Source organism: Micromonospora zingiberis, assembly GCF_004331455.1.
GTDB lineage: Bacteria > Actinomycetota > Actinomycetes > Mycobacteriales > Micromonosporaceae > Micromonospora > Micromonospora zingiberis.
Genome location: NZ_SJJR01000020.1, coordinates 99,517 through 111,196, shown reverse-complemented (window position 1 = coordinate 111,196; position 11,680 = coordinate 99,517). Strand labels below are relative to the sequence as shown.

General features: G+C 72.6%; 10 protein-coding genes. 4 read left to right on the top strand and 6 right to left on the bottom strand.

Annotation, left to right across the window (positions count from 1 at the left end; genetic code table 11):
* Positions 1-1,146, bottom strand: a 1,146-nt coding sequence (locus E0H26_RS23710; RefSeq protein WP_240742332.1) for a terpene synthase family protein, incomplete at its 3' end; no start/stop codon positions are given.
* A 174-nt stretch (positions 1,147-1,320) separates the two neighbouring features.
* Between E0H26_RS23710 and E0H26_RS23705 the strand changes: the two genes are divergently transcribed.
* Positions 1,321-1,950 carry a UbiX family flavin prenyltransferase gene (locus E0H26_RS23705; protein ID WP_131307371.1) on the top strand — a complete coding sequence of 210 codons (630 nt, stop codon included), beginning with the start codon at positions 1,321-1,323 and terminating at the stop codon, positions 1,948-1,950.
* A gap of 29 nt (positions 1,951-1,979) precedes the next feature.
* Here the strand turns inward: E0H26_RS23705 and E0H26_RS23700 are convergent, their stop codons facing one another.
* A complete protein-coding gene (locus E0H26_RS23700; protein ID WP_119578754.1) occupies positions 1,980-2,246 on the bottom strand; it encodes a BldC family transcriptional regulator in 267 nt (88 codons plus the stop codon).
* A 269-nt stretch (positions 2,247-2,515) separates the two neighbouring features.
* Here E0H26_RS23700 and E0H26_RS23695 point away from each other — a divergent pair, with 269 nt between their 5' ends.
* Together E0H26_RS23695 and cds1 are read left to right on the top strand one after the other, a co-directional pair.
* On the top strand, positions 2,516-2,974 hold the full coding sequence (locus E0H26_RS23695) for an Lrp/AsnC family transcriptional regulator (RefSeq protein ID WP_131307369.1): 459 nt from the start codon (positions 2,516-2,518) through the stop codon (positions 2,972-2,974).
* A 34-nt stretch (positions 2,975-3,008) separates the two neighbouring features.
* Positions 3,009-4,100, top strand: a complete 1,092-nt coding sequence (gene cds1 / locus E0H26_RS23690; RefSeq protein WP_131307367.1) for an L-cysteine desulfhydrase Cds1 — start codon at positions 3,009-3,011, stop codon at positions 4,098-4,100.
* 79 nt (positions 4,101-4,179) lie between these two features.
* On the opposite strand, the gene E0H26_RS23685 is transcribed toward cds1, so the two are convergent.
* The 4 genes from E0H26_RS23685 to E0H26_RS23670 all read right to left on the bottom strand — a co-directional run bounded on the left by E0H26_RS23685 (position 4,180) and on the right by E0H26_RS23670 (position 9,975).
* Positions 4,180-4,809 carry a putative glycolipid-binding domain-containing protein gene (locus E0H26_RS23685; RefSeq protein ID WP_206025328.1) on the bottom strand — a complete coding sequence of 210 codons (630 nt, stop codon included), beginning with the start codon at positions 4,807-4,809 and terminating at the stop codon, positions 4,180-4,182.
* Positions 4,810-4,993: 184 nt separating this feature from the next.
* Positions 4,994-6,682: a DEAD/DEAH box helicase gene (locus E0H26_RS23680; RefSeq protein ID WP_420812867.1), complete on the bottom strand. Its 1,689-nt coding sequence runs from the start codon at positions 6,680-6,682 to the stop codon at positions 4,994-4,996.
* Positions 6,683-6,905: 223 nt separating this feature from the next.
* Complete coding sequence (locus tag E0H26_RS30120) at positions 6,906-7,487, bottom strand: hypothetical protein (protein WP_131307363.1); 582 nt, start codon at positions 7,485-7,487, stop codon at positions 6,906-6,908.
* 934 nt (positions 7,488-8,421) lie between these two features.
* On the bottom strand, positions 8,422-9,975 hold the full coding sequence (locus E0H26_RS23670) for a C40 family peptidase (RefSeq protein ID WP_131307361.1): 1,554 nt from the start codon (positions 9,973-9,975) through the stop codon (positions 8,422-8,424).
* A gap of 255 nt (positions 9,976-10,230) precedes the next feature.
* On the opposite strand from E0H26_RS23670, the gene mqnE reads away from it, so the two are divergent.
* On the top strand, positions 10,231-11,400 hold the full coding sequence (gene mqnE / locus E0H26_RS23665) for an aminofutalosine synthase MqnE (RefSeq protein ID WP_131307359.1): 1,170 nt from the start codon (positions 10,231-10,233) through the stop codon (positions 11,398-11,400).
* Positions 11,401-11,680 lie beyond the last annotated feature (280 nt).

The following is an 11,680-nucleotide window of genomic DNA, read 5'->3' as shown; positions in this document are numbered from 1 at the left end:
CAGCAGCCGCCGCGCATCTACGCCGCCGCCAAAACCAGCCCGAGGTCGTGAAAGCGTTGTTCGGCAAGCCAGAGGTCCGCTACGCCGCTGGCTGACCATCACATGTTTGGCCTTCGGGTCAATAACAAGGGCACCCTCCTTACCCGCGTAGCGGGCGCTCTCCAACGTCCAGTCGATGGTGCCGCGCACGGCGCGAGCTATCCCGTCGAGATGAGCGACGACGGCGGCGTCCAGTGCCGGGCCGAACGACGGCACCGCCGCGTGCAGGGTGACGAACCGGCGCATCGACTCGTGCCAGCGGCGGGTCACCAACTCGACCGCGTCGTCCACCGGCACCCGGCGTTCGGCGGCAACCGCCAGGACGAGGTTGTGCCCGCCGGAGCTGGCCGCGTCCCGGTCCAGCGAGGCGAGGTCGTTGTACCAGGAGAGCAGGTCGTTGCCGAGGTCGCGCAGTTCGCGCAGCAGCGGGTGGTGGTAGACCGCGTCGGGCAACGGCCGGCCGGTGACGAACTCCACCAGCGGATAGCAGACGTCCGCCGCCGAGGTGGCCCGGCGCAGCGCGACGTACTCGGCGACGCCGGGTGCGTGACCGCTCGACTTGTTCGCCGCCTCCTGCCACGTCCCGTCGAGATGCCGGGCGACCGCGTCGGCGAAGCGCAGCCGCCACCGGGCCGGCATCCGGCGACGGGGCTCCCGCCAGGCACTCACCAGGAGACGCCGCAGCGGGCCGCGCAGCCCGGCATGGCGCTGCCGGTGATCACCCTGCAACAGCATCACCGCGCCGTTGCGCAGCCCGCGGATGTCGGCCAGGTCGAGCCGGCCCGGCCGGTCGCAGGCGTCGTCGACCAGGAAGAACCAGGTGAACAGCGCGGACAGTACGCGCAGGTCGGCCTCGGTGGCGTCCGGGTGGAGCCGTCCCGCGTAACGGGCGAAGCCGGCGTCGGTCAGCCGGGGGCGTGCCGGCCCGTCGAGCGGCAACCCGGCCTGCGGCAGCCAGCCGACCAGCCACCGCGCAGTGGCGTCGGCGTACGGCGACTGCCGGGACGGAACCGGACAGGCATCGCGCAGCGCCGGCAGGATTCGATCAGCACGCAACGCCGGCGGGCGCCGGTCAGCGGGCAGGGCCGGCAGGGTCTGGTCGGTCATCCCGGATCCTCTCCCGCATGCCCACCGCGTTCGGCCTCGGGCAGCATGACAGGTGGTGGAGGCCGCCGCGTTCCGACCGGACATCGGTGTCGTAACGACAGTTGTGCGGAAGATCGGATGACGGGGTCCCGGGGTGCCTGACCGGTGGCGCTGGCGACCAGGCAGGCTTGGGGGATGCGTGAACCATGGGTGGTCGGGGTGTCCGGGGCGTCCGGTACGCCGTACGCGGCTGCCGTCGTACGTGGGCTGCTCGACGCCGGAGAGTCGGTCGACCTGATCGTCTCCCGGGCCGCCCGGCTGACCGTGCTCGACGAGACCGGACGCCCGTTCCGGGACGCACACTGGGCCGAGGACCTGTCCGCCTGGCTCGGCCGCGACCTTGACGGCACGGACGTGCGGCACTGGCCCGCCGGTGACCTGGCGGCTGGGCCCAGCAGCGGTTCCTACCCGGTGCGTGGCATGGTCGTGGTGCCCGCGAGCACGGCGGCCTGCGCCGGCATCGCGATCGGGCTGTCGAAGGACCTGTTGCAGCGGGCCGCCGAGGTGAACCTCAAGGAGCGCCGCCCGGTGGTCGTGGTGCCGCGCGAGACGCCGGTGACCCGCAGCCACCTGGAACACCTCATCGCGTTGCACGATGCCGGCGCCGTGGTGCTGCCGGCGAGTCCCGGCTTCTACGGCGCGGGAGCAGCCGCGTCTGCGGCGCAGTTGGTGGATTTCGTGGCGGGCAAGGTGCTCGACGCGCTCGGCGTGCCGCACACCCTGTTCCACCGGTGGGTCGGGAAGTTGAACGCGGACCGGACCTGACGAGCCGGTCCGCGTTCGATCCGCACCATTCAGTACATGCCGGCGTTGGCCGGGCCCGGTCCGGTCGAGGCGGTCGGGCCCGCATTACGCGGTCTGCCCATCTCGTCTGCCTCTTCCAGCATGCCCTCCCCTTCAAGCAGGGCCCGCACCTCGGATTCCCGAAACCGGCGATGCCCGCCTGGAGTCCGGATGCTGCCGATCCGGCCCGCCGCCGCCCAGCGCGTCACGGTCTTCGGGTCAACCCGAAACAGCGCGGCGACCTCACCCGGTGTCAGCAGGCGATCTCCAGTGTCCACAGCCCCCTCCTCGCGTCGACGAAGCCCCCGGCTGAACACACTGCCCCCGGCCGGTGCGAGCCCAGAGCCGTCATGAGGGACGTATGGCAATTACAGCACCGGCGACCTGGCGTGTCCGCCAAACGCGAAAAATGCACTGAGTGGGAAGTTAGTAAATGGTACCGGCCAACCACCCCTCGGACCCTTGGTATGGGAACTGTCGCGCTCGGTAATGTCCTACGGGTGCCGGCGTCCGAGTGTCACTCGGCGCCGACTAGGGTCTACAGTCCGTGGACGCCATCGACCTCGCCCTCGTGGACCTGCTGCGCGGCAACGCCCGCCTGTCGTACGCCGAACTCGCCCGTCAGGTCGGCCTCTCCGCTCCGGCGGTGCACGAACGCGTCGGCAAGCTGGAATCCGGCGGCGTGATCCGGGCCTACCGGGCCGAGGTCGAGCCGGAAACGGTCGGCTTGGGCGTCACCGCCCTGATCAGCATCGTGGAGGACTCCGGCGCGGACACCGACGACGTGCTGGAGGCGTTTCGCGCCATGCCCGAGATCGAGTCCTGCTACTTCATGGCCGGCGTCGAGTCCTTCCTACTCAAGGCTCGGGTGGGCACCATCGCCGAACTGGAGCAGTTGATCGTGCGGCTGAACCGTACGCCCGGCGTGGCCTCCACCCGTACCAGCATCGCCCTGTCGACCAAGTGGGAGAACCGCCCGCAGCCGGTCGGGCCGTCGTCCTCCTGACCGCCGCCCGGTCCCGCTTGCTAGGTTTCCGAACGTGACTCATCTCGACCGGTGTGACGAGGCGAGCCGGCGGTGGGTGACCGAGGCGATCGCCGCCGTCGAGGCGGACGCGAACCGGTCCGCCGACACCCACCTGCTGCCGTTTCCGCTGCCCCGGCCGTGGGGCATCGACCTCTACCTCAAGGACGAGTCGGTCCACCCGACCGGGTCGCTCAAGCATCGCCTGGCCCGCTCGCTGTTCCTCTACGGCCTCTGCAACGGTTGGATCGGGCCGGACACCACCATCGTGGAGGCGTCGTCCGGCTCCACGGCCGTCTCCGAGGCGTACTTCGCCCGGATGCTGGGCCTGCCCTTCATCGCGGTGATGCCCGCCTCCACCTCGCCCGAGAAGATCGCCCAGATCGAGTTCCAGGACGGCCGGTGCCACCTGGTCGAGGATCCGGCCCAGGTGGTCATCGAGGCACGCTGGCTCGCCGAGGATTCCGGCGGGCACTTCATGGACCAGTTCACCTACGCCGAGCGGGCCACCGACTGGCGGGGCAACAACAACATCGCCGAGTCGATCTACGCGCAACTCGCCCTGGAACGCCATCCCGTGCCCGCCTGGGTGGTGGTCGGTGCCGGCACCGGCGGCACCAGCGCGACCATCGGCCGGTACGCCCGCTATCGGCGGCTGCCCACCAAGCTCTGCGTGGTCGACCCGGAGAACTCCGCGTTCTATCCCGCCTGGCAGGCGGCAGACTGGTCGGTACGCACCCGGCGAGGCTCCCGAATCGAAGGGATCGGCCGCCCCACCGTCGAGGCGTCCTTCCTGCCCTCGGTGGTGGACCGGATGGTGCAGGTGCCCGACGCCGCCTCGCTGGCCGCCATGCGATCCGGCTCGGCGGTGCTGGGCCGGCGGGTGGGCGGCTCGACCGGCACCAACCTGTGGGGCGCCTTCGGGCTGATCGCCGAGCTGCTGGCCGCCGGCCGGACGGGCTCGGTGGTCACCCTGATCTGCGACGCGGGCGACCGGTACGCCGACACGTACTACGCCGACGAGTGGGTGGCGGCGCAGGGTCTCGACCTGGCCCCCCACCTGGCCACGATCGAACGCTTCCTGGCCGACGGCTGCTGGCCCGCCTGAACGCGGCGGCGGGCAGACGCCGGAGGGCTCGGGTCGGCAGCACGGCTCGCGATCCAGCGGGTCGGCCCGTCGGTCGGGTTCAGCGGGCTGTGGCGCGGTCCGCGAGACCGGGATAGTGCCGGACGAAGCCCTCCGGGTCCACGTCGATCTCGGCGCTGAAGCTGCCGCTGGCGTACCGGAACCGGTTCGGGCCCAACGCCGTGTAGACCTGCTCGGCGGGCAGCACCGTCAGGCTCGGCACCAGCACCCACGCCACGCTGATCGGGAAGCTGGTGTCGGCGGGCTGGTCGGCCAGCCGGAGCCGGCGCACCGGCAGCGTGTTGAACAGCGGCGAACCGCCCAGGTCCACGTCGAGGGCGTCGGCCAGGCGGTCCGGATCCTCGACGCCGGGCAGCCCGGCAGGGGCACGTCCGGCGGCGGCCAGAGCGCCGTCCAGGTCACCCTGCTCGGCGGCGGTCACCCGCCACCGGGCAGCGGCCCGTTCCAGGCGTACGCTGCGCCGCCATCCCGCTCCCTCGACCTCGACCTCAAGCCGGGCGCTCACCCACTGCGGATCCGTCAGCAACTGGTAGCGGCAGGTGTAGGGAATCGGGTCGGCGGCCACTTGGGTGCCGTGCGCCGCCAGGCCGTGGCTGTCGTCGGCGAGGGCGTGTTCGGCGCCGGCGGTGTCGATCCGGGTCCACAGCAGCGACTTCGGCAAGGCGGGCATGGACCGGACGTTACGCCACCCGCTGCCGCCCGGCAGTCCCTTGCGCTCGAACGCCAGGGCACCCCGCGCGCGGCCGGCCGCCCCATCTGGCGATTGCGTTCGATCCTGGATCGAGTGGCCTCAGGATCACGACGAGACCACTCGATCCGGGTTCGAGCATGTTGGTGACCGACGGAGGCGTCGGTCAGTGGGTACGCGCCCGGGGGCGCCCGCCCGGTCCGCGCCAGTCCTCTCGCGGCCGGTCCTGCGGGCCCCGACCGTCCGAACGGGGCCGGTCGCCGTTGCGGCGTTCGCCGCGCGCCGGCTCGCCGTAGCGCCGCTCGCCGCGGCCGTGACCGCCGTAGCTACGCTCGCCTCGGGCCGGCTCGCCGTAGCGGCCATCATCGTGAGCCTCGCCGCCATGCCGGCGTTCCCCACGGGAACCCTCGCCATAGCGGGCCCCGCCCCCGCCATCGCCGCCGTGCCGGGCTTCGCCACGGGATCCCTCGCCATAGCGGGCCCCGCCCCGGCCATCGCCGCCGTAGCGGCGCTCCCGGGACTCGTCGCCGTAGCGGCGTTCGGTGGTGGGCCGGTCGCCGAAGCGGCGTGGGCCGCCGGGCCGGCTGGCGCGGCGCGGTTCCGCCGGCTCGTCGCGGACCGGCACGCCACTCGGCTCCCGCGCCCCGGTCAGCTCGGTCAGCGTGGGGTCGCCGACGCGTACCCGCGTCTCCGCCGGCTGCACGCCGGCCTTCTCCAGCATCGCCAGCGTGGTGCGTCGCTGCTTGGGCAGCACCAGGGTCGCCACCGCACCGGTCTCGCCAGCGCGGGCGGTGCGGCCGGCGCGGTGCAGGTAGTCCTTCGGGTCCTTCGGCGGGTCGACGTGCAGCACCAGGGAAACCCCGTCGACGTGGATGCCCCGGGCCGCCACGTCGGTGGCGACCAGGACGTTCGTCCGTCCCTCGCGGAACTCGGCCAGGGTGCGGGTACGCATCCGCTGGGTCTTGCCGCCGTGCAGCCCACCGGCTCGGACGCCGACCGCCGCGAGTTGGGCGACGAGCCGGTCCACTCCGAGCTGGGTGCGGGCGAAGACGATGGTCCGGCCGGCTCGCGCCGCGATCGCCGCGGTCACCGGGAACTTGTCACGCGGCGGGATGAGCAGCAGGTGGTGGTCCATGGTGGACACCGCTGCAGTCGGCGGCGCGGTGGAGTGGGTGACCGGGTCGGTCATGAACCGCCGCACCAGCGCGTCCACGTCGCCGTCCAGAGTGGCCGAGAAGAGCAGGCGCTGTGCGTCCGCTGGCGTCTTCGACAGCAGTTCGGTGACCTCGGGCAGGAAGCCCATGTCGGCCATCTGGTCCGCCTCGTCGAGCACGGTGATCTCGACGTCGTCGAGCCGGCAGACGCCGCGTTCGATCAGGTCGGCGAGCCGGCCGGGCGTCGCCACCATGACCTCCACGCCGCGCCGCAGGGCGTCGATCTGCCGGTCGTAGGGCACCCCGCCCACGGCGGTCTTCAGGAACACGCCGACCGCTCGGCCCAACGGCAGTAGCGCGTCGTTGACCTGCATGGCCAACTCGCGGGTGGGTACCAGGATGAGGGCCCGCGGGCGCGACGGCCGGGCCCGCTCGCCGGCGGCCATCCGGGCCAGCAGCGGCAGCCCGAAGGCGAGGGTCTTGCCGGAGCCGGTCTGCCCACGGCCGAGCACGTCCCGTCCGGCGAGGGCGTCGGGCACGGTGGCGCGCTGGATCTCGAACGGGGCGGTGATGCCCTGCCGGGCGAGCGCCCGAACCAGCGGCTCGGGTAGGCCCAGCGTCTCGAAGCTGATCGAATCGTCGGAGCTGGCGGTGCCGGCCGGCTGCGAGGCCGGGTGGACGTCGGGGGCGGACAGGGGCATGCCGAGGTCAGCGGAGGTGGTCAACAAAAGCCTTTCGAGCGGGGCGCACATTTGCGATGTCCCGCTGCGGCACGACGCCGCCGGATCTTCGGCAAGAACGCCCAGAGGCGCGCGGTAGCACGCCGGGTCAGTAATTACCGACAAGTGTACGGCGGCCGGCGTACCACCACCGGTGTCGGCGGGGGGTAGTGGGCGGACTCACCCACCGGTCCACTGGCCGCGGTCACTCCAGCAGGCCGCCGGTCAGGCCGCTCAGCGCATTGTTCGCCACCAGTACGACCAGCACACTGACCGCCACGAGCAGGCCCAGGGCGACCGCCATCACGATCACTACCCGGGCGGTGCTGGAGCGTTCGGGGGTGGTGTCCGTCCAGCCCTGAGCCAGGATGTGCCCGGTCAACGACCCCGAGTTCTCCGGCTCTCCGGTGGGGAAGGCAACCGTGGCAGAACCGGCACCGCCGGCGTAGTACGCGCTCAGGTCGGATCCGCCGGGACGCTGCGCGGCCTGGGCGTCGGCGGTGCCTCGCCAGTGGCCCGGCTGCGCCGGTGGCTCGGCCGTTGCCGGGGGTGCCGCCGGCGGGTTCGTGCCGGTTTCGGCCGAGGCCGGGAGCAGACCTGGGCGCGTGGACTGCCGGGGCGCGGCTCCGGGCGTGGCGGGGGCGCTCTCGTCCCGGCGTCCGGTGGGACTGGTCGGTGGTGGCCAGACCGGCAGCGCCGGAGCCGGTACGACCGGCTCGGCGCCCGGGGTCCGGGCGTCCAGGCCTGACGTCCCCGGTGCCGCTGCGGCGGCGCGCCCGGCCGCCACCGGACCCGATCTTGACGGGGCGGCTGTCGAGATAGCGGGAGGGGGCGGGAACGGCGGCGCGGGCATCGGTCCCGGCGGGGGCGGGGGTGCCGGGATCGGCGGGCCCGGCGGAGGCGTCGGCGGACCCGGCAGCGGCGGCGAGGGCCGAGGGGTGGGCGGCGGCGCGGGCACCGGTCCCGGTGGGGTCGGCGTCGGCACGGGTGGAGTCGGCGTCGGCGCAGGTGGGGTCGGTGTCGGCCCCGGTGGGGTCGGTGTCGGCACGGGTGGGGTGGGTGCCGGCACGGGTGGGGTGGGTGCCGGGACGGGTGGAGTCGGTGCCGGGGGCACCGGAGGTGCCGGCGTCGGCGTCGGTGGGACCGGCGGCACTGGCGCGGGCGGCGGTGGCGCGGGTTCCGGCTCGGGCGTCGGTGGCGTTGGCGGCTGCGCCGGCTCGGGCGGCTGGGCAGGCTCGGACGGCTCCGGGTTGACCGGGGTCGACCGGTAGACCCCGGCGGCCTTACCGCCGGTGCCGGCGGCCTGCGCCTCGTCGGCGCTCACCGGGCTCATTCCCGGCACCCGGACGCTGGCCCGCGCCGGTCCTGGCACTCGGGGGACGCCCGCCCGACCCACCGCCGGGTGGCTGGCCGTGCTCGCGCGTACCGCCGAGGCCGGGTCGGTCGGGTGGCGAGGCCCGGCGGCGACGTCGCCGTCCGGTGCCGGCTCGGTGGCGGAGGCGGCGGGAGCCGATCCAGGGTCGGCCAACGCCGGAACCACGTGCTCGCTCATCCTCGCCTCCGCGCCACGCTCGCACCCGGATCATCACCACGCCCGGGAGTGCCTGAATGACACCGTGCCACATTCCGGCGGTGTGGCACAGCCGGAGTGCCCACAGTGTCCGGAGTGCAGCCGTACGGTGCCGGCCGGGCGTCGATCGGTGGGGCGCAACTCAGCCGGTTCAGATGCCGCCGACGGCGGACGGCGTGGCCGAGACGCTTTCTTCTTCCGGAGCGAGGCTGCTTGCCGCCGTGGTCGGGCTGATGTCGCTGTCGTCGGTGCCCGGCGAGGTCGCCTCGGTCGGGCTCGGCGTCGGTGTGGTGCTGCCCGGTGGCGTGGCCGAGGGCGAGGAGGTGCGCGACGGCGTGGGTGACGGGGTCGGTGACGTCGAGGGCGTGGTCGTCGGGGTCGGCCTCGGTGTGGTCGGCGCCGGGGTCGGCCGGGGCGTCGTCGGCGTCGGCTTCGGAGTGGGCGTCGGCTTCGGGGTGGGCGTCGGCTTCGGCGTCGGGGTGGGCGTGACCGCCGGAGCCGGCACCGCGCCGACCACCCGCGTCGCGGCGTAGAGCCGGGACCAGCGGACCGTCGAGATCTTCACCACGTCACCGCTGGTCGGCGCATGGATCATCTTGCCGTCGCCGACGTACATCCCCATGTGGTGGATGGTCCGCCAACTGCTGCCGGAGGCAAAGAAGACCAGGTCGCCCGGGAGTAGGGCGGACCGCGACACGGTGCGCGACCGGGTCGCGTAGTACTGGTCGCGGGCCACCCGGGGCAGCTTGTAGTAGCCCGCCGACCGGTACGCCGACCAGACCAGACCCGAGCAGTCGAACGAGTTCGGACCGGTGGCCCCCCAGACGTACGGGTCGCCCAGTTGGCGGCGGGCGTACGCGAGCGCGGCCAGCGCGGTCGGATGCGCGACCAGCCCGGCCGCCGACTGGTCGGCGTAGTCGGCGCCCAACTGCTGCTCGGCGCGTTCCTGCTGACGGGCCAGTTCGACCAGTTGGGTGGCGTTCTCCTCGCGCAGCCGGAGCAGCTTGGCCTCTTCGTCGCGCAGTGCCTTCTGCGTGGCGGTGTACTGCTCCTGGGCGCCGCGCAGCCGGGACTCGGCCGCCGTGTGCGCCTGCGTGGCCACCTGCTCGTCGGACTGGGCACGGGTCAGTTCGCCGGCCGCCGGTGCGGTGGCGTGCTCGGCCCGCTCACCCCGGTTGGCTCGCCGGAGCAGGTCCAGGTCACGCAGGTCGGAAGCGAAGTCGATGGGCGGCAGCGCCGCGTCCACCTTGATCGCCTGGGCGGCGGCCTCGTCGGCGCGCTGCTGCGCCTGCTGGAGCGCGGCCCGGGCGAACTCCAGATCGCGCTCGGCGCTCAGGAGCTGGGTCTCGGCCTCGGTGCGCTGCTGCTCAAGTTCGAGGAGTTGGGTGCCCAGTTCCCCGATCCGTGCCTCGGTGGCGTTGATTTGCAGCTCAAGGGCGCTGGCACCGGGCGAGGTCGGCGGGGGAATCACCCCGGGCGTGGGGTTGGCCGGAGCGCCGCCGGGCAGTTGCAGCGGACCGGTGACCACCGGGCGGGAACCGGTGTCGGGCACCGTGACCGGCACGCCCGGCTCGGCGTACGCCGGGGCGGCGAGGACCGTACTGGCGACGGCGCTGAGCAGTGCGGACCAGAGCATCGGCCGTAGCACCGGCGAGACCACCGGGTTCCGTCGTCGCTGCCGTCGCCCGTGCCCGCTGTCGACCATTGCGCTCCTCGTCCGGGGGTGCTGCTGCACCGCGCCGTGGTGGGGACGCGGCGGATCGGGACGCTACCAGGGTGTGTCGTGCCCCACCCTGTCTTACCTCACCGGGCCCAGTGGTGTCGATGTCTGGGCGGGTAACAGGAGGCTGAGAGTCGTCGGCCGGCAGACCACGGTGTGAGCTGCCACGGCGCCCGACGTAGGCTCTGGAGTGCGACCGGGCTCAGGTCGCGACCGCAGTGGGAGGGGACGGGGCTTTCGATGGACGCCGGACTCAAGCGTGAGCTCGAAGCGAAGGTGTACGCGGGGGAGCGACTGACCCGGGAGGACGGGATCGCCCTCTACGCCAGCGACGACCTGACCTGGCTGGGCCGGCTCGCCCATCACAAGCGCACCGAACTCAACGGTGAGCGGGTCATGTTCAACGTCAACCGGCACCTCAACCTGACCAACGTGTGCAGCGCGAGCTGCGCGTACTGCTCGTTCCAGCGCAAGCCGGGTGAGAAGGACGCGTACACGATGCGCATCGACGAGGCGGTCCGCAAGGCCAAGGAGATGGAGGACGAGCAGCTCACCGAGCTGCACATCGTCAACGGCCTGCACCCGACCCTGCCCTGGCGCTACTACCCGAAGGTGCTGCGGGAGCTGAAGGCGGCGCTGCCGAAGGTCAACCTCAAGGCGTTCACCGCCACCGAGGTGCAGTGGTTCGAGAAGATCAGCGGGCTGAGCGCCGACCAGATCCTGGACGAGCTGATGGACGCCGGCCTGGAGTCGCTGACCGGCGGCGGCGCGGAGATCTTCGACTGGGAGATCCGGCAGCACATCGTCGACCACGCCTGTCACTGGGAGGACTGGTCGCGCATCCACCGACTGGCCCACAGCAAGGGCATGAAGACGCCGTCGACCATGCTCTACGGGCACATCGAGGAGCCCCGGCACCGGGTCGACCACGTGCTGCGGCTGCGCGAGTTGCAGGACGAGACCGGCGGCTTCCAGGTCTTCATCCCACTGCGCTACCAGCACGACTTCGTGGACTCGGCGGACGGCAAGATCCGTAACCGAATCCAGGCGCAGACCACGATGGCCTCACCGGCCGAGTCGCTCAAGACCTTTGCCGTCTCCCGGCTGCTGTTCGACAACGTCCCGCACGTCAAGTGCTTCTGGGTGATGCACGGGCTCTCGGTGGCCCAGCTCTCGCTCAACTTCGGCGTCGACGACCTGGACGGCTCCGTCGTGGAATACAAGATCACCCACGACGCCGACTCGTACGGCACGCCGAACACCATGCACCGGGACGACCTGCTGCACCTGATCTGGGACGCCGGCTTCCGCCCGGTCGAGCGCAACACCCGCTACGAGGTGGTCCGCGAGTACGACGCCGCGCCGACGCTGGCCGAGCGCCGCGCCGAGCCGCAGCAGGTCTGGGCCTGACCTGACGCCGCCGATCCGGCCGGGGCGACGCCTGCCCCGGCCGCATCGTCCAGGTGCGGTCAGGTCCGCCTGATCGGCCGTTCAGCGCCCTCGCCCGGCCGTTGATCGAGGGTGGCTACGCCCGGACCGCCCGGACCGACCGGCCGAACCGTTGGTTAGTCATGACCTGCGTGGCACCCGTGTCCGCGAGGGCTTGACCGGCCACGTGGGCCCGTTCACGCTGGTCACCGACCCGATCCCCAACATCGACGGGGGCTGGTGACGGTCCGTACGGTGGAGG